Genomic DNA, 16,916 nt, shown 5'->3' with positions numbered 1-16,916 from the left:
GACGGTCAAATTTTCTTGACGCGATAGACCGCAAGACTACCACGCCAGTTCGTTCCCCACCGGATCGCGCGGCCGCCGTGCAGTACGGCTCGCTCCAGAATCCGGATGCCGACCTCCGGAGCGAGTGTTTCGAAGTCGCGGATCGTCAGCACGCGCACGTTCGGCGTGTTGTGCCATTGGTAGGGCAGTGATTGGGAGACCGGCATGCGGCCGTGGAGCACCGCGAGCCGATGCCGCCAGTAGCCAAAATTGGGAAACGACACGATGCATTCCTTGCCGACCCGCACGGTCTCGCGCAGGATCGCCGCGGTCTGGTGGAGGGTCTGCAGCGTCTGAGACAGGATCACGAAATCGAAGCTCTGATCCTCAAACAGCCGCAGGCCGTCCTCCAGATTTTGCTGGATGACGTTGACGCCCTTTTGTGCGCAGCCAAGCACGCCCGCATCGTTGATCTCGATCCCGTAGCCGTGCACGTCCAATTCCTCAGCGAGGATGGCCAGCAGCGAGCCATCCGCGCAGCCGGCATCGAGTACGCTTGCGCGCGGCTCGACCCAGCGCGCAATCATGCGGAAATCGGCGCGGGTGGACAGGGTATCGAAGGCTTGCTGGTTCATGCGCCGATCTCCGTGGCGATGCGTTCGTAGTAGGCGCGCACCAGATTGTGATAGCGCGCGTCGTCGAGCAAGAATGCGTCGTGGCCGTGCGGCGCATCGATTTCGCCATAGGTCACGTTGCGCTTGTGGTCGAGCAGCGCCTTGACGATTTCTCGCGAGCGCGCCGGCGCAAAACGCCAATCTGTTGAAAAGCTGACTACGAGGTAGTTGGCCTGTGTCTGCGCGAGCGCCGCGGTCAGGTCGCCGTCGTACGCCTTGGCGGGGTCGAAGTAGTCCAATGCGCGCGTGATTAGCAGGTAGGTATTGGCGTCGAAATAGTCGGCGAACTTGTTGCCCTGGTACCGCAGGTACGACTCGACTTCGAATTCGACGTCAAAATTGAAATTGTAGGTATCCATCGCTCCGTCTGCGCGGCGCAGCGCGCGGCCGAACTTCGCGGCCATATCGTCGTCGGACAGGTACGTGATGTGCCCGATCATACGCGCGACCCTGAGGCCGCGGCGCGGTTTGACGCCGTGCGCATAGTAGTCACCGCCATGGAAATCCGGATCGGACAGGATCGCTGAGCGGGCGACCTCGTTGAACGCGATGTTTTGCGCCGACAGCTTGGGCGTCGAGGCGATAACCACACAATGTGCGACGCGTTGCGGATACAGGATGCTCCAGGCGAGCGCCTGCATGCCACCGAGCGAGCCGCCCATCACCGCGGCAAAACGCTCGATGCCGAAATGATCGGCGACGCGCGCCTGCGCATTGACCCAGTCCTCTACGGTGACCACTGGAAAGCGCGCGCCATAGGGCAGGCCGGTGGCCGGATCGATGCTCATCGGACCGGTGGAGCCGAAGCACGAGCCGAGATTGTTCACGCCGATCACGAAGAAGCGGTCCGTGTCGAGTGGCTTGCCTGGGCCCACCATGTTGTCCCACCAGCCGAGGTTCTTGGGCTCATGTTCATACACTCCGGCCACGTGGTGTGACGCGTTCAGCGCGTGACAGACGAGCACCGCGTTGGAGCGCGCAGCGTTGAGCGTGCCATAGGCTTCAATCGTCAGATCGTAGCCGGCGAGTGACAAGCCGCTTTGCAGGTGCAGCGGTGTGGTGAAGTGGAGCGTTTGTGGAACGACGATGCCGATCGAACTCATACCCTTGCCTGTGTTGTTGTCCGCTTGCGCGGGCGTGCGGATAACAAGTCGGCAAAGGGTCAAAGGTGCTGCGTGTATGGGCGCACGCATGGACCGCTGACGACCGCTTTAGCCGGATTTGTACTGAACCGCTTGGGTTCGCGCGCCCGCAATCGAGTCAGCAAATCGGCGCGCAGAGGAAAGCTTGTGACCGACAAGTATAAACGAAATTGTTCCGCTGACGTAGGCGGCGCAGGTATGGCCGCTATTGCAGCAACAGCCGCAGCTGTGCAGCGGCGTGCTCAAACGGCTTTTGTGAAAGCCGCTGCGCGCATAGTGGTGCCAGCGCCCCAGCACGTAGCGGATGATAAGGTCCGCGCGCAACGCCGGATCGTAGCCGCACGGCAACGTATCGGCATGCTCGGCGCACGCCAGCCTCAGGCGCTGGCGCAGCGAAGCTTGCAGGCGCTCGGTGAGTTGGCTCATGCGTGCGGTCAGCCGCGCGTGCGGCCCGGCGCCGTTCGTGGACGATGGCGTGGCGCTGTCGGTCAGTGCGCACGGCGATTCGGGCGCCGTGCCGGGGCGTCTGGACGGTTGCCGCATGGTGCCCTCCGCGATGCGTTTAGAGGCTTGAGTCGTAACGATTTTATCGAACGTATGCGGCAGTCGATATAGTGCGCACGTCCAGTGCCCGCCAGCGCTGGCGGGCCGCTCGAAGCCTTGGGCACGGGGGGTAAGTGCCCAACCATCCATACAGTGCGCAGTCCCAGGCGCTTGTAGCGTTTCAAGTGCGAGCGGGTGTCCTCGACCAGCGTTGCGTCGCGCGCCCGCACTCGCGCGCGGCGCAATGTGCGGCGCAGCATGCCGGCATCGGGTTTGGCGTGCCAGCGGCCGCGGTACCGCATCTGCTCGATGGCGATCACTTGTTCGAACAGCTCAGTGATGCCCAGCGCGTCGAGCACGGCCTGCGCGTAGCGGCGCGGGCCGTTGGTCAGCAGGATCCGGCGCCCCGGCAGCGCGCGCAACAGCCGGGCGAGCCCGCGCTCGGCGCGCAGCATCGAATGCAGATCGTGGAATCGGTGGACCTGCGCGAGGAAATCGTCAGGATCGAGTGGATGGTGCCGCGCGAGTCCCAGCAGTGTCGCACCGTAGCGCCGCGTGTAGTGCACGCGTAGCCGATCCGCTTCGTCCCGGCTGACCTGCAGCGCACGCTCGATGTAGTCGGTCATCGCCCGATTGATTTGCGGGAACACCGCATGCGACGCGTGGTGCAGCGTATCGTCCAGGTCGAACAACCAGACCGGGCCGCGCGGGTGGGCAATGCGCCGCCGGCGCGCGCGCGTGGCCATGGTCAGTGCGACCGGATCATCGTGCCAAACGGCTGCTCGGTCAGGATCTCGAGCAGTACCGAGTGCTCGATGCGTCCATCGATGATGTGCACGGAGCGCACACCGCTCCTGGCCGCGTCTAGGGCTGACGAGATTTTCGGCAGCATGCCACCGGAGATCGTGCCGTCGGCGAATAGTGCATCGATCTCGCGCGCCGACAGATCCGTGAGCAATGTGCCGCTCTTGTCCATCACGCCCGGGATGTTTGTCATCATCACCAGCTTTTCCGCGTTCAGCACGACCGCCAGCTTGCCCGCGACCAGGTCCGCGTTGATGTTGTACGCGAGCCCATCCTCGCCGAAGCCGATCGGCGAAATGACTGGGATGAACGCATCGTCTTGCAGCGCCCGCACGACCGCGGGATTGATCGAGTCGACCTCGCCGACCTGGCCGATGTCGAGAAATTCACCCGGCTTTTCCCGGTCCGGCATCAGCAGCTTGCGTGCATGGATCAGTCCGCCGTCCTTGCCCGTTAAGCCGACCGCGTGGCCACCAACATGGTTGATTAGCGTGACGATGTCTTGTTGCACCTCGCCGCCGAGCACCCACTCGACAACCTCCATCGTTTCCTCGTCCGTCACGCGCATGCCTTGTATGAACGTGCCCTGCTTGCCGATTTTCTTTAGCGCCTGGTCGATCTGCGGGCCGCCACCATGGACGATGACCGGATTGATGCCTACCAGCTTCAGCAGTACAACGTCGCGTGCGAAGCCTTGCTTCAGGCGCTCCTGCGTCATCGCGTTGCCACCGTACTTGATCACGACCGTCTTGCCGTGGTACTGGCGGATGTAAGGCAGCGCTTCCGCGAGGATTTCGGCCTTCAGCGCGGGTGAGATGGCAGGCAAATCGTTGGTGTCGGACATGGTGCGAGCGGACTGAGCAGGCAAACAACCGCGAATTGTACAGGACTGAAGTGTCGGCACGATGCCGCTCGCCGGGCTTTTTTGACGTGTCTTGTCGTCCTGGCGTGCTGCCGATAAAAGACGCGCAGACATTGGGAACCCCATCATCGAGCGTGCCGATAGTGTGGTGCTGTGACGCGGCCGGCACGAAGTGTCGCCCGCCTGTCGTAGCGCGTACGCCACGCTGCTGCAGTGCCCGACTGCAGCGCGCTGGCACTTGCGTCATAGTGTCGCGAGCGTGATCGAGCTTGAGTTGACTGCGGGGTCGTGCCACGTCAAACCGGTAAACTTGTCGCATGACACCGTATGCAAATCCCGGCCGGGTCAATCTCGGCCATATGTTCTGGCTCCGTTGCCTGGCGATCATTGGCCAACTGGTCACTATCGCCGTCGTGCAGATCGCCTATGGCGTGCATTTGCCGCTCACCGCGATGCTCATCGTCATCGCGTTGGAAGTGATCTTTAACATTCTGACGTGGATCCGCGTGGCCCAAGCCAAGCCGGAAACGCACATCGAGCTGATGGGGCAGCTGTGGGTCGACCTCGGTGCGCTGTCCGCGCTGCTGTTTCTATCGGGTGGCACGACCAATCCGTTCGTGTCGCTGTACTTGCCTTCGCTGGCGATTGCGGCGGCGGTGTTGCCGTGGCGTCTGGCCGCATGGCTCGCGGCGTTCGCAGTCGCCTGCTATTGGTTGCTCGGCTTCGATTCAGTGCCGTTGAACATGGACAACCCGGCCAACCTGTTCGATTACTACCGGGCCGGCATGTGGGTAAACTTCATGGTCAGCGTCGGGCTGATCTCGTGGTTTGTCTCGCGCATGTCGTCCGCGTTGCGCAAGGGGGATGCGGCATTGGGCGAGGCGCAGGAGCGGCTGTTGCGCGACGAGCGGGTGGTGGCGTTGGGCGCGCAGGCCGCCAGCGTCGCGCACGAGATCGGCACGCCACTGTCGACGATCGCGATGGTGGCCGAAGAGTTGCGCGACCTGTCCCATACCGACCAGGCGCTTGCGCCCTATCAGGCCGATTTCGACCTGCTCGAGCAACAGCTGGCGTTGTGCCGTTCAGCGCTCGCCCGGCTGCGCACACGGGCAGCGCTGCCCACCGGCCAACAACCGGTGGGCAGTTGGCTCGACGCATTCATCGAACAGTGGCGGCTGCGTCACCCGCATGTGAATTTCTCGCGGATCGGCACGGCGCCCGCCGACGTGTTGGTCGCCGATACCGTGGCGGTCGGGCAGATCTTGACCATCTTGCTGGACAATGCGGCCCGGGCCTGCCGCGAATCGGTGACGTTGGAGGCGGCGTGTGACGGCGACATGCTGGTCTTCGACATTCGCGACCGCGGTCCTGGCATTGCGCCTGAACGGCGCGCCAAACTCGGGCAGGCACCGGTCGAAAGCACACAAGGGGGCCACGGCGTTGGCTTGTATCTCGCGTTTACGACGGCGGCGCGGCTGGGCGGCTCGATCGAGCTGACCGAGTTGCCGCAGCCGGCCACCACGGGCACCCGTGCGATGCTGCGCCTGCCCGCGATCCAAGCGCATTCAAATGGAGAAGTACAATGAGCGAAATGAATTTTCTGGTGATTGACGATGACGAGGTATTTGCTGGCATCCTCGCGCGCGGCCTGACCCGGCGCGGCTATACCGTTCACCAGGCGCACGAGCGCGACAGCGCACTGAAGCTCGCTGATGCGCTGCCGTTCGGCCAAATCACGGTCGACCTGAATCTGGGCAATGATTCGGGGCTGCATTTGATCGCACCACTGCGTAAGCTACAGCCCGAGGCGCGAATCCTCGTGCTGACCGGCTATGCGAGCATTGCGACGGCGGTGCAGGCCGTCAAGGACGGTGCGGACAATTATCTGGCCAAGCCGGCCAACGTGGAGACGATCCTGGCGGCGTTGCGCGTGGACGCAAGCGAGTCACAAGCCGACGAGGCGCTCGAGAATCCGATACCGCTGTCGGTGGCACGGCTCGAATGGGAGCACATCCAGCGCGTGCTGTCCGACAACGGCGGCAATATTTCGGCGACCGCGCGTGCGCTGAACATGCACCGCCGCACGCTGCAACGCAAGCTGGCGAAACGGCCCGTGAAGCAATGAGCGGTGCACGCACGGCGGCGAGCCGCGTTACAACACGTAGCGTGACAGGTCTTCGTTTTGCGACACGTCGTTCAGTGCACTGTCCACGTACGCAGCGTCGATCTTGACCGATTGGCCCGAATGGTTGCCGGCCGAGAACGAAATTTCTTCGAGCAGCTTTTCGATCACCGTGTACAGCCGCCTCGCGCCGATGTTTTCAGTCTTTTCATTAACCGAAAAGGCGATTTCTGCCAGGCGCTTGATGCCGTCATCGGCAAACTCCAGGTGTACGTCTTCGGTTGCGAGCAGTGCCTGGTATTGCTTGACCAGGCTCGCGTCGGTGCGTACCAGGATCGATTCGAAGTCACCGACCGACAGCGAATCGAGTTCGACGCGGATTGGAAACCGTCCTTGCAGTTCGGGAATCAGATCGCTCGGTTTGGCCAGGTGAAACGCCCCGCTGGCAATGAACAGGATGTGGTCGGTCTTCACCATGCCGTACTTGGTGTTGATCGTCGTGCCTTCCACAAGCGGCAGTAGGTCGCGCTGTACGCCCTGGCGTGACACCTCGCCACCGCCGGCTTCCTGACGCGACGCAATCTTGTCGATCTCGTCGAGAAAGACGATGCCGTTCTGTTCGGCGTTCTGTACCGCGCGGGTCTTGATATCTTCTTCGTTGACCATTTTGGCGGCTTCCTCATCGGTCAACAGCTTCAAGGCTTCTTTGATCTTGACCTTGCGGTGCTGCTTCTTGCCGCCGCCGAGATTGGCGAACATCGAACGGATCTGCTCCGTCATTTCCTCCATGCCGGGCGGACCCATGATGTCCATGCCGACCTGTGGCGCCACGATGTCGAGCTCGATTTCCTTGTCGTCGAGCTGGCCTTCGCGCAGTCGCTTGCGCAATGTCTGGCGCGTCGCGCTCTCGCGCTCGCTCTCCTCGCTGGTCGGGCTGAAGCCGACGGGCCGTGCCTGCGGCAACAGGATGTCCAGGATGCGGTCCTCCGCCAGGTCCTGTGCCTTCGTGCGGACCTTGTGCATTTCCGATTCGCGTGTCTGCTTGACCGAGATATCGATTAGGTCGCGCACGATGCTATCGACATCGCGTCCAACGTAGCCGACTTCTGTGAACTTCGTGGCCTCGATTTTGATGAACGGCGCGTCGGCGAGCTTGGCCAGGCGTCGCGCGATTTCGGTCTTGCCCACGCCAGTCGGTCCGATCATCAAAATGTTCTTCGGGGTGATTTCCTGGCGCAACGGCTCTGGCACCTGCAGACGGCGCCAGCGGTTGCGCAGCGCGACCGCGACGGCGCGCTTGGCGCGGCCCTGGCCGATGATGTGCTTGTCTAGTTCGGAGACGATTTCAGCGGGAGTCATGGTAGTCATGTTCGACATCCTTCAGGTGGCGCCGGGCCTGAATCGGCCCGCAAGCCGCGATGCGTGGGCACAATGGGCCGCGCAAGCTCGCCCGGCACCCGGCTTCATTTATTCGATGGTTTCGATGACGCGGTTGTGATTCGTGTAGATACACATGTCGCCGGCAATCGCGAGCGCCTTTTCGACAATGTCGCGCGCGCTCAACTCAGTGTTCTGCGCGAGTGCGCGGGCCGCAGCCTGCGCGTATGCGCCGCCCGAGCCGATGGCGCAAATGCCGCCTTCCGGATCCAGCACGTCGCCGTTGCCGGTAATCACTAGCGTCGTTTCCGCGTCCGCGGCGATTAGCATCGCTTCCAGGCGGCGCAGCATGCGGTCGGTGCGCCAGTCCTTGGCCAGTTCGACGGCGGCGCGGGTCAGGTTGCCCTGGTGCTTTTCCAGCTTGCCTTCAAAGCGGTCCAGCAGCGAGAATGCGTCCGCGGTGCCGCCGGCGAAACCCACCAGCACCTTGCCACCGTAGATGCGCCGCACTTTCTTGGCGCCGCCCTTCATGACGATGTTGCCCAGCGTCACCTGACCGTCGCCGCCTAATGCAACGCTGTTGCCTCGCCGTACCGAGACGATGGTTGTGCCGTGATATTGCTCCATGTGGAATTCCTTTAAAGCGGGGTCGCGCACCAGCGGCGCGGGACAGGACTGAAGTCGCGCGTTCTCGCCTATTTTAGGGCGGCTGGCGCAATATCAAGGCGTGCGCACGCGGGGCAGTGCTGATATGACGCAACGCGCGCGTACAATGCTCGCGCAAGAAGCGCGCCACAAATAAAAAAGGCACGCCTATCGCGTGCCTTCCGACAGGAGCCGGCCGGACCATACCGTGCGCCATGCGGCGCACCACGCTTTAGTCGCCGAACAACTTCTGGCGCAGTTCGCGGCGCTCCTGCGCCTCGAGCGATAGCGTCGCGGTCGGCCGCGCGAGCAGGCGCGGAATGCCGATCGGTTCACCCGTTTCTTCGCACCAGCCATATTCACCGGTTTCGATCCGCGCGAGCGATTGCTGCACCTTCTTCAGCAGCTTGCGTTCGCGGTCGCGTGTGCGAAGCTCAAGCGCGTGCTCTTCTTCGATCGTCGCGCGATCGGCCGGATCGGGCACGATCACGGTTTCCCGGAGATTTTCCGTCGTCTGCCCGGCATTGCGCAGGATTTCCGCCTGCAACTGTTCGAGCCTGTGCTTGAAGAAAGCGAGCTGATCCTCGTTCATGTAATCCTTGTCGCTCATCTTCAGGATTTCGGCTTCGGTCAAAAGTCGTGTCGTCGTCATCTGGCTTACTGTCTTCATTGTGAGGCGATGCATCGAGCATTACCCGCACTTACCATTGCCCGCGATTGCGGCGGCCGAGTGCCTTGCGGCGGCCACGCCGGATTCGTCGTGGCAGGTGCGGCGGCCGTTGCGGGGCCGAACTCCTTCTGGCGCCGCGTCGTTATCATTCTCCAGTGGGCACGTATTGTAACTGAACCACAATCGGTGCCAATAGCGGCGGAAAACCCTGTCCGAAACGGTATTTCTCGGTCCGACAGAGAACTTTCGGCGTCGTTGCGCATGCCTCAATATACGCCAAAGGAAATGAACTCTCGACTAAGCCGACCCTTATTTACCAACGCGAGATACCGCCGCCACACCGAGGTAGAGAGGTCGGCGCGCTATCTTGTGTGCTGCAGTGACCTGGCGCACGACGTCGTCACGCCAGGCATGCGTCCAGGCCGTCGGTAATCAGGTCCCGGGGCAGCTCCACGCCAATGAACACCATCTTACTGGTCTTCTTCTCAGCCGGTAGCCAGCGCACGGCCAAGTCGCTGCCCATCATCTGGTGCACGCCCTGGAATACCACCTTGCGGTCGATTCCCTTCATGAACAGCACGCCTTTGTAGCGTAATAAGCGCTCACCGTAGATTTGTAGGATCCCGCCGAGAAAGTCCTCCAATTTTTGGGGATCGAACGCCCGGTCGCTACGGTACACGAACGATTTAATCTTGTCATCGTGATGCGTATGGTGGTGACCGTGCGCGCAATGTCCATGATCATGGTCACAATGCTCGTGCTCGTGCTCGTGCTCGTGCTCGTGCTCGTGCTCGTGATCGTGTCCGTCTTCGGCGAGGAAGTCCGGATCAATTTCAAGCTTCGCGTTCAGGTTGAACCCGCGCAGGTCAAAAATCTCCTTGATATCGGCGTTGCCGAAATTGACCACTTGAATCGGCGCCTTCGGGTTCATCTGCAGCAGTCGATGGCGTAGATCGGCGAGCGTCGCCTTGTCCACCAGATCGGCCTTCGTGATGAACAAGCGGTCGGCAAAGCCCACTTGCCGTTGCACGACCTCGTGCTCGTCAAGCTGCTGGTTGGCGTGCTTCGCGTCGATCAGCGTGATCACCGCGTCGAGCAGGAATTCGTCAGCGATCGACTCATCGATAAAGAACGTCTGCGCGACCGGTCCCGGATTGGCCAAGCCCGTGGTCTCGATCACTACCCGGTCGAACTTGAGCTTACCTTCGCGCTTTTGCTCGGATAGGTCCGACAACGCACGGGATAGGTCCCCGCGGATCGTGCAGCAGATGCAGCCGTTGCTCATCTGCACGATTTGTTCCGCCGACTCCTGCACGAGGATGTCATTGTCGATGTTCTCTTCGCCGAATTCGTTTTCGATCACGGCGATTTTCATGCCATGCGGCTCGTTTAGGATACGCTTGAGCAGCGTGGTCTTACCGCTGCCGAGAAAGCCGGTCAGGATGGTGACGGGAATCATGTTCATCGCCTGCCTTTACTTAAGTTCCGTGGAAGTTGCGAGACGGTCCGCGCGAGCGCAGCGCGAAATATTCTATTGAAGCACAAATGCGGCGGCAGGGTTGTGACCATTATCCGGGCGCCGACGATGCGGTGCGTCAACGGGTGCATTAAAAGGTACATTGACGGGCGCGGTATCTGGCCCGCCCGACGTGGGGCGCACTAGGGTTTTTGCAACCACAGTCCCTTCAAGTATTCACCTTCCGGGAAGCTGGTCAGCATCGGATGATCGACGCCGGCCGACAGTCGGCGCAGAATCCGTGCATCGACGCCGGCGTCGGCCGCGGCGCTCGCGACGATCTTTTGAAATAGGTCCATGTCGATCGCGCCCGAGCACGAGTAGGTCGCGAGTAGCCCGCCCGGGCGCAGCAGCTTGAAGCCGCTCAGGTTGATATCCTTGTACGCGCGCGCTGCCCGATCGACGTGCTCGCGCGACGGGGCGAATTTCGGCGGATCGAGCACGATCAGGTCAAAGCGCTCGCCCGCATCGTACAACTGCCGCAGTGTCTTGAATGCGTCGGCGTCGTGCCACTGGGCCCGCGCCGGATCGAAGTCGTTGGCGGCCAAGTTCGCGCGCGCGACCTGCAGCGCTTCGCCGGATGAATCGATCGACACGACCCGCGCGGCGGCGCCCCGTAGCGCAGCCAGCGAAAAGCCGCCGGTATAGCAGAAGCAATTCAATACGTCGCGCCCAGCCGCATGTTGTTGCACAAGCAACCGATTGTCCCGCTGGTCGATGTAAAAGCCGGTCTTGTGGCCGCGCTGCACATCGACCCGATATCGTACGCCATTTTCCTCAACCATCAGGGCCTGCGGCGCTGCTTGGCCGGCGAGCACGCCCGTGGTCTGCTCAAGTCCCTCTTTCTCGCGGATCGACACGTCCGAGCGTTCGTAGACATTGGCGCAGCCGGTCACGCCGAGCAGGGCCTGCACGATCGCCGGCTTCCATGCGTCGACGCCGGCCGCCATGAACTGACAGACGAGTTGCTCGTGCGGCGTGCCGCCGTCGCCATTCCATCCGCTGTAGTGATCGACGATCAGTCCGGGCAGGCCGTCGGCCTCGCCGAATACGAGCCGTACCGCGCCGGTACCGGACACGAACGCGCGACGATACGCGAGCGCGTTCTGGATGCGCCGCTTGAAGAACGCGTGGTCGATCGGTTCGGTTTCGTCGAAACTCCACATCCGCAGACGAATCGCCGAGTGCGGACTGTAGGCGGCACGCGCGAGAAACCGCCCGTCGGCTGCACGCACCACGACCGTCGCGCCGGATGCGGGCCGACCGTCAACGCGCTCGATCGCGTTCGCATAGATCCACGGGTGGCGTCGCAGTAGCAGTTTTTCCTTGCCTGGTTTCAGCGTGACAGTGTTCATTGCAATAGTCAGTATAGGGGCGGTCGCGTCCGCGCAGCACGGCGATTTGCCGATGTCGGCGTGCCAGACGGCTATTGCCGTCCTGGATCGCGCTTTTTCGCGCGCGGATGGGCTTGGTCGTAGATGCGCGCAAGATGCTGGAAGTCCAACGACGTATAGACCTGCGTGGCCGCGACGCTCGCGTGGCCAAGCAATTCCTGGACCGCACGCAAGTCGCCGCTCGATTGCAGCAGATGCGTCGCGAACGAATGCCGAAGCACGTGCGGATGCACGTGGGATGGCACGCCCGCGGCGAGCGCGGCCCGCCTGACCCGCTCGCGCACGACGCCGGCAGACATGCGCATGCCGCGCGCCGACAAGAACAGCGGATGCGGATCGTGCTTGAGCAGTTGATCGCGCACGGCAAGCCAGCGATGCAACGCGTCAAGCGCCTTGCTGCCGATCGGCACCGTGCGCCGCTTGCCCCCTTTGCCGAGCACGGTAACGTCGGCCGTGCCTAGTTCGATCCAGCCCGCCGAGCGATATTGCGCGGTGTTGACAAAGGCGATGTCCAAGCCGATCAACTCGGCCAAGCGCAACCCGCACGAGTAAAGCAGCTCCAGCATCGCCCGGTCGCGCAACGCGTCAGGTGTTTCGATGCTCGAGGCTTCCATCAGCGTGACAGCGTCGTCGACCGACAGCGCCTTGGGCAGCGTTTTCGCCCGCTTCGGCGCGCGCACGCCAGCGACCGGATTCATGGTCAGAGGTTGATGTAGCGCGAGCCAGCGATAGAAGCTGCGCCACACTGACAGACGATGCGCGATCGAGCGGGGCGAGAGTCCACCCGAATGCGCTCGCGATACCGCGCCTCGCACGTCGACGGGCGTCAGTTGCGCCAGCTCGCGGGTGCCGGCTAACTGGCGCAACATGTCCAACTCGTGCGCGTAGCCGCGCAGCGTGTGCGCCGAGAGTCGGCGCTCGTGGGCGAGGCTGTCTAGGTAGCGCGCGATCGGGTCGGTGGAGGGTGGCATCGGGCAGGCTGCGGTGACAACATGCCGCACTAGTGCGCACGCAGCCGGCTCAGCGCAGCGCTGGTGAGCGCGCCGATCTGCGATAGGAAGTCGGTGGCCATGCCGTCGTGGAAGCGGCGCGGGTCTGGCGAGCCAAGCACCAGCAAGCCGAATACGTTTTCCGCATCGGCCTGCTGCGCATCGCGCAGCGGGACTAGCGCGATCGACGCGGTCTGCTGCGACGCGCTGATGTCGTTTTCCGCCGCGCTGCCCGGCTGCGCATCGGCACACGGTGCGTCCGCGTCACCGTTCGCCCTGCCCGGCGACGTGACGGCGAGCGACAGGCCCGTTGCCGCGCCCCCTTGCGGGGCGGGGGCGGCGCTGAGCCACTGCGCGGCTTCGAATCCGGCGTTCGCGCCGCAGTAAGGCGCGACGAGACTGCTGGCAAAAATGCGGACCTCCTCGCCGACGCTGCGGGCAAACTGCGCTTGCGCATAGGCGCTTGCGACATCCCAGACGCGCAGCGCCGCCTGCGGCACGTCGAAGATCTCGCGCAAGCCCGAGGTGATGGTGGCGGGTAGCGCATGCGGATCGCGTTCGGCGATCACGCGCAGTGTCCAGCGCTGGAACTTCGCGGCCAGGCTGTCGTTCTCGTGACCATGGCGCAGCAGTTCCGCCAGCTTGCGCTCGAGTTGCTTGTACTTGTCGCGCAGTAGCTCCATTTGTCGTTCCTGCAGCGACACCGCCGCTTTGCCGTGCGGATTGGACAGCCGGATTGTGGCAAGCAACTCGGCGTGACGGCCGAAGAACTGCGGGTTGGCCAGTAGGTAATCGGCGACTTCGCGATCATTCATGATTGTTTTCAGCTTCAGCTCAAAAGGGCGGCGTGCGTCGAGTAGGCGGGCCGGGAGGGGCGGCGCCGCGGATACCACACAGTAAAGGTTGCGCCGCATCGGGGTCAATCGGCCGGACGGCCTAGGGCGGTGATCGCGCTCACGCGAGCAACTCGTCGGGTACGTCGATTTCGCCCTCGAACACAGTGGTTGCCGGACCGGCCATCATGACCGGGGCGTCGCTGTCGCGCTGGCCGTCCCACGAGATGGTCAGCGTGCCGCCGCGCGCACGTACGCGCACTGGCGAGTCCAGTACCCCCCGGCGGATGCCGGCCACGACCGCCGCGCAAGCGCCGGAGCCGCATGCGAGCGTCTCGCCCGCGCCGCGCTCATAGACCCGCAGTTTGATTTCATGCCGCGAGACGATTTGCATGAATCCCGCGTTCACGCGGTTTGGGAAGCGCGCGTGCGACTCGATTACCGGCCCGTCCCTGAGCACCGGCGCGACGTCGGCGTCATCGACAATCTGCACCGCGTGGGGATTGCCCATCGAGACCACCGAGATCCATTGCGTCGAGCCATTCACGTCCAGCGGCCACAGTAGGTCGTCACCATCGCGCGCTGGTGTCAGTGCCGACGTGTCGAACGGCACTTGTGGCGTGGCCAGTGCTGGTGCACCCATGTCAACGAGCACTTCACCGTTGTCCTGCACGCTCAATGTGATCACGCCGTGCTGCACCTGCACGCGAATCGTGCGCGCCTGGCTCAGGCCGGTGTCGCGCACGAACTTCACGAAGCAGCGCGCGCCATTGCCGCAGTGCTCGACTTCTTTGCCGTCACAGTTGAAGATCCGGTACTTAAAATCGACGCCATCGAGCGTGGGCCGCTCGACCAGCAGCAACTGGTCCGCGCCGACGCCGAAGTGGCGGTCGGCGAGGTAGCGCACTAACGCGAGCGTGGGCGAGATCACGTTGCGCACGCCGTCAAGGACCACGAAGTCATTGCCGGCGCCATGCATCTTGGTGAATTTGAGCTTCATGGCACCGTATTGTAGTCGAGCGTCAGTAAAAGCCCGCTTCGCCCAGTGGGCGCGTTTTGAAGCGCTTGTGTATCCAGTAGTATTGCTCTGGGACGCGCGGAATTTCCTGCTCCAGCCACGCATTCATGCGGCGCGCGTCCGCCATGTCGTCGTCGCTCGGATAGTCCTGCCACGGCGCGAAAATTTTGAGTCGATAACCCTTGTAATTGGGCAGCACCTCGCAGATGAACGGCGCCAATTGGGCACGTCCTGCCTTCGCGAGCCGGCCCACCGCGGTCAGCGTGCACGCCGGTACGCCGAAGAACGGCACGAACGCCGAGTTGCGCATGCCGTAGTCCATGTCTGCGCCGAGCATGACCGGCTTGCGCTCGCGCAGCCAACGCAACACGATACGCGCACTGTCGGCGCGACTGGCCATGTCCGCGCCGAAGCGCGCGCGCGCGGCGACCGCGACCTTGTCCAGCAGCGGGTTGGATATCGGTTGGTACAGCGCGCCGCATTGCCGGCGCAACTGATAGTTTAGGAAAATCGAGCCGGCTTCAATACCGACAAAATGCGCTCCGAGGAACAAGGTCGGCGGCAAGTTCGGGTCGCGCAGGTCGATCGCGCTGTCGAGTTGGATCAGCTTCTCCAACTTGCGTGCCGAGCCGAACCACTGCACGCTGCGCTCGACGTAGCTGCGAATGGCATGGCGGAAATGCTGCTCGGCGACCTGCTCGCGCCGCGCTTCGCACCACTGTGGAAAGCAGAGCCTGAGGTTGGTGTGGACCACGCGACGGCGACTGTTCGGAATCCGATACAGTAACCAGCCCATCGCATCGCCGAAGCGGGCGATCCAACCATAGGGTAATAGTGCAAACAGCCTTAGCAGCAGGATGGCGAGCTGGGTTCCGGCGCGGCCTAGCATCGTGGATCTCGCGATGTTCTCAGCGGCTGGCAGGGTGAAGCAAACGGCAATTCGGCCTCTACTCTATGAAAAATGACAGAAATCGATATAATACGGGCATCGCCGAGTTAATGGGACAACTTGCGGGGCGATATTGGGCGCGGCATCTAGTGAAGCGGCGCCCGAACCATGTAATCCGCTAAAGCGTCGCCGCTTCGATCCGAAGCCGGCAACGTGAAAACGCGACCGACTTCACTTACTGGGAGCTAACGAAGTGGCGAACAACTATCTCTTTACGTCCGAATCCGTATCTGAAGGCCATCCGGACAAGGTGGCTGACCAAATCTCCGACGCGATTCTCGACGCAATCCTGACGCAGGACCGGTATTCGCGTGTAGCGGCCGAGACGTTATGCAACACCGGCCTGGTGGTGTTGGCCGGCGAAATCACGACGCATGCAAACGTCGACTATATCCAGATTGCGCGCGACACGATCCGGCGCATCGGCTACGACAATACCGATTTCGGCATTGACTACCGCGGCTGTGCGGTGCTGGTCGCTTACGACAAGCAGTCGCCGGATATCGCGCAGGGAGTGGACAATGCGCACGACGACAATCTGGATCAGGGCGCGGGTGACCAGGGTCTGATGTTCGGCTATGCGTGCGACGAAACGCCCGAATTGATGCCGTTGCCGATTTATTTGTCGCACCGGCTCGTCGAGCGGCAAGCCGATCTGCGGCGTGATGGTCGTCTTCCGTGGCTGCGTCCGGACGCGAAGTCGCAAGTGACGGTGCGCTATGTTGACGGGCGTCCGGATTCGATCGACACGGTCGTGCTCTCCACGCAGCATGCGCCGGATATTGATCTGTCCACGTTGCGCGAGGCGGTGATTGAGGACGTCATCAAGCCGGTGCTGCCGAACGAGCTGATCAAGGGCGACTTGAAGTTCCTCGTCAATCCGACCGGGCGGTTCGTGATCGGCGGTCCTCAAGGCGATTGTGGACTCACTGGCCGCAAAATCATCGTCGATACGTACGGCGGGGCCGCGCCGCACGGCGGCGGTGCGTTCTCGGGCAAAGATCCGACCAAGGTGGATCGTTCCGCCGCGTATGCCGGCCGCTACGTCGCGAAAAACATTGTCGCCGCGGGCCTTGCGTCGCGCTGCCTGGTCCAGGTCTCCTATGCAATCGGTGTCGCGCGTCCGACGTCGGTGATGGTTAACACCTTCGGGACCGGCCGGGTGCCGGATTCGATGATTACCGAGCTTGTCCAGCAGCACTTCGACCTGCGCCCGAAGGGCATCATTCAGATGTTGGACCTGCTGCGGCCGATCTACGAAAAGACCGCTGCATATGGCCACTTTGGTCGCGAGGAACCTGAATTCTCGTGGGAAGCAACCGACAAGGCCATTGTGCTGGCCGACGCGGCTGGCATCAAGCCGATTGCCGCCGTCGCCTGACAGCACAGGCATGGCTGC

16 protein-coding genes and 1 pseudogene are annotated in these 16,916 nt (G+C 62.7%); 3 read left to right on the top strand and 14 right to left on the bottom strand.

Translation table 11 applies throughout. The features are described 5' to 3' along the window. Positions 1 to 5: 5 nt before the first annotated feature. From metW to argB, 5 genes and pseudogenes are all read right to left on the bottom strand, one after another. Complete coding sequence (gene metW / locus B0B13_RS11985; protein ID WP_076785899.1) at positions 6 to 614, bottom strand: methionine biosynthesis protein MetW; 609 nt, start codon at positions 612 to 614, stop codon at positions 6 to 8. Further along, entirely contained in the window at positions 611 to 1,756 is a 1,146-nt protein-coding gene (gene metX, locus B0B13_RS11980) for a homoserine O-succinyltransferase MetX (RefSeq protein WP_076796585.1), read from the bottom strand. The genes metW and metX overlap by 4 nt, the downstream gene beginning before the upstream one ends. A gap of 244 nt (positions 1,757 to 2,000) precedes the next feature. Beyond that, positions 2,001 to 2,248, bottom strand: a pseudogene (locus tag B0B13_RS19810) (nucleoid occlusion factor SlmA); the annotation flags it as partial. 35 nt (positions 2,249 to 2,283) lie between these two features. After that, positions 2,284 to 3,084: a pyrimidine 5'-nucleotidase gene (locus B0B13_RS11970; protein WP_237574008.1), complete on the bottom strand. Its 801-nt coding sequence runs from the start codon at positions 3,082 to 3,084 to the stop codon at positions 2,284 to 2,286. 2 nt (positions 3,085 to 3,086) lie between these two features. After that, complete coding sequence (gene argB, locus B0B13_RS11965; RefSeq protein ID WP_076785902.1) at positions 3,087 to 3,986, bottom strand: acetylglutamate kinase; 900 nt, start codon at positions 3,984 to 3,986, stop codon at positions 3,087 to 3,089. A 335-nt stretch (positions 3,987 to 4,321) separates the two neighbouring features. Here argB and B0B13_RS11960 point away from each other — a divergent pair, with 335 nt between their 5' ends. Together B0B13_RS11960 and B0B13_RS11955 are read left to right on the top strand one after the other, a co-directional pair. After that, on the top strand, positions 4,322 to 5,590 hold the full coding sequence (locus tag B0B13_RS11960) for an ATP-binding protein (RefSeq protein ID WP_076785903.1): 1,269 nt from the start codon (positions 4,322 to 4,324) through the stop codon (positions 5,588 to 5,590). Continuing rightward, positions 5,587 to 6,129 (top strand): response regulator transcription factor, encoded by a 543-nt coding sequence (locus tag B0B13_RS11955; RefSeq protein WP_076785904.1) that lies wholly within the window; start codon positions 5,587 to 5,589, stop codon positions 6,127 to 6,129. The genes B0B13_RS11960 and B0B13_RS11955 overlap by 4 nt, the downstream gene beginning before the upstream one ends. Before the next feature lie 27 nt (positions 6,130 to 6,156). Here the strand turns inward: B0B13_RS11955 and hslU are convergent, their stop codons facing one another. The 9 genes from hslU to B0B13_RS11910 all read right to left on the bottom strand — a co-directional run bounded on the left by hslU (position 6,157) and on the right by B0B13_RS11910 (position 15,457). Beyond that, positions 6,157 to 7,494, bottom strand: coding sequence for an ATP-dependent protease ATPase subunit HslU (hslU, locus tag B0B13_RS11950; RefSeq protein WP_076787558.1), 1,338 nt, complete (start codon positions 7,492 to 7,494; stop codon positions 6,157 to 6,159). 99 nt (positions 7,495 to 7,593) lie between these two features. Continuing rightward, entirely contained in the window at positions 7,594 to 8,130 is a 537-nt protein-coding gene (hslV, locus tag B0B13_RS11945) for an ATP-dependent protease subunit HslV (RefSeq protein WP_076796583.1), read from the bottom strand. Positions 8,131 to 8,380: 250 nt separating this feature from the next. Continuing rightward, entirely contained in the window at positions 8,381 to 8,800 is a 420-nt protein-coding gene (gene dksA, locus B0B13_RS11940) for an RNA polymerase-binding protein DksA (RefSeq protein WP_076785906.1), read from the bottom strand. A 418-nt stretch (positions 8,801 to 9,218) separates the two neighbouring features. Beyond that, positions 9,219 to 10,277, bottom strand: a complete 1,059-nt coding sequence (locus B0B13_RS11935) for a CobW family GTP-binding protein (protein WP_076797314.1) — start codon at positions 10,275 to 10,277, stop codon at positions 9,219 to 9,221. A gap of 200 nt (positions 10,278 to 10,477) precedes the next feature. Then, positions 10,478 to 11,689: a class I SAM-dependent rRNA methyltransferase gene (locus B0B13_RS11930; RefSeq protein ID WP_076796580.1), complete on the bottom strand. Its 1,212-nt coding sequence runs from the start codon at positions 11,687 to 11,689 to the stop codon at positions 10,478 to 10,480. Positions 11,690 to 11,760: 71 nt separating this feature from the next. Next, positions 11,761 to 12,699 (bottom strand): tyrosine recombinase XerC, encoded by a 939-nt coding sequence (xerC, locus tag B0B13_RS11925; protein WP_076796578.1) that lies wholly within the window; start codon positions 12,697 to 12,699, stop codon positions 11,761 to 11,763. Between the two features lie 29 nt (positions 12,700 to 12,728). Beyond that, positions 12,729 to 13,532 carry a DUF484 family protein gene (locus B0B13_RS11920; protein ID WP_076797313.1) on the bottom strand — a complete coding sequence of 268 codons (804 nt, stop codon included), beginning with the start codon at positions 13,530 to 13,532 and terminating at the stop codon, positions 12,729 to 12,731. A gap of 139 nt (positions 13,533 to 13,671) precedes the next feature. Continuing rightward, positions 13,672 to 14,550 (bottom strand): diaminopimelate epimerase, encoded by an 879-nt coding sequence (gene dapF / locus B0B13_RS11915; RefSeq protein ID WP_076796575.1) that lies wholly within the window; start codon positions 14,548 to 14,550, stop codon positions 13,672 to 13,674. 22 nt (positions 14,551 to 14,572) lie between these two features. Further along, positions 14,573 to 15,457: a lipid A biosynthesis lauroyl acyltransferase gene (locus tag B0B13_RS11910; RefSeq protein WP_076796572.1), complete on the bottom strand. Its 885-nt coding sequence runs from the start codon at positions 15,455 to 15,457 to the stop codon at positions 14,573 to 14,575. 253 nt (positions 15,458 to 15,710) lie between these two features. Between B0B13_RS11910 and metK the strand changes: the two genes are divergently transcribed. Beyond that, on the top strand, positions 15,711 to 16,898 hold the full coding sequence (gene metK / locus B0B13_RS11905; RefSeq protein WP_076785911.1) for a methionine adenosyltransferase: 1,188 nt from the start codon (positions 15,711 to 15,713) through the stop codon (positions 16,896 to 16,898). The last annotated feature ends 18 nt before the right edge of the window (positions 16,899 to 16,916 follow it).

This window comes from Burkholderia sp. b14, from assembly GCF_900156195.1.
Taxonomy (GTDB): domain Bacteria; phylum Pseudomonadota; class Gammaproteobacteria; order Burkholderiales; family Burkholderiaceae; genus Mycetohabitans.
This window is presented reverse-complemented; position numbering and strand designations above follow the sequence as displayed.

Excerpts from the sequence above, each read along its gene's own strand:
- metX (WP_076796585.1), bottom strand. The coding sequence starts at position 1,756 with ATGAGTTCGATCGGCATCGTCGTTCCACAAACGCTCCACTTCACCACA.
- hslU (WP_076787558.1), bottom strand. The coding sequence starts at position 7,494 with ATGACTACCATGACTCCCGCTGAAATCGTCTCCGAACTAGACAAGCAC.
- dapF (WP_076796575.1), bottom strand. The coding sequence starts at position 14,550 with ATGAAGCTCAAATTCACCAAGATGCATGGCGCCGGCAATGACTTCGTG.
- B0B13_RS11935 (WP_076797314.1), bottom strand. The coding sequence starts at position 10,277 with ATGATTCCCGTCACCATCCTGACCGGCTTTCTCGGCAGCGGTAAGACC.
- B0B13_RS11960 (WP_076785903.1), top strand. The coding sequence starts at position 4,322 with ATGACACCGTATGCAAATCCCGGCCGGGTCAATCTCGGCCATATGTTC.
- B0B13_RS11920 (WP_076797313.1), bottom strand. The coding sequence starts at position 13,532 with ATGAATGATCGCGAAGTCGCCGATTACCTACTGGCCAACCCGCAGTTC.
- B0B13_RS11955 (WP_076785904.1), top strand. The coding sequence starts at position 5,587 with ATGAGCGAAATGAATTTTCTGGTGATTGACGATGACGAGGTATTTGCT.
- hslV (WP_076796583.1), bottom strand. The coding sequence starts at position 8,130 with ATGGAGCAATATCACGGCACAACCATCGTCTCGGTACGGCGAGGCAAC.
- argB (WP_076785902.1), bottom strand. The coding sequence starts at position 3,986 with ATGTCCGACACCAACGATTTGCCTGCCATCTCACCCGCGCTGAAGGCC.
- xerC (WP_076796578.1), bottom strand. The coding sequence starts at position 12,699 with ATGCCACCCTCCACCGACCCGATCGCGCGCTACCTAGACAGCCTCGCC.
- dksA (WP_076785906.1), bottom strand. The coding sequence starts at position 8,800 with ATGACGACGACACGACTTTTGACCGAAGCCGAAATCCTGAAGATGAGC.
- B0B13_RS11910 (WP_076796572.1), bottom strand. The coding sequence starts at position 15,457 with ATGCTAGGCCGCGCCGGAACCCAGCTCGCCATCCTGCTGCTAAGGCTG.
- B0B13_RS11970 (WP_237574008.1), bottom strand. The coding sequence starts at position 3,084 with ATGGCCACGCGCGCGCGCCGGCGGCGCATTGCCCACCCGCGCGGCCCG.
- B0B13_RS11930 (WP_076796580.1), bottom strand. The coding sequence starts at position 11,689 with ATGAACACTGTCACGCTGAAACCAGGCAAGGAAAAACTGCTACTGCGA.
- metW (WP_076785899.1), bottom strand. The coding sequence starts at position 614 with ATGAACCAGCAAGCCTTCGATACCCTGTCCACCCGCGCCGATTTCCGC.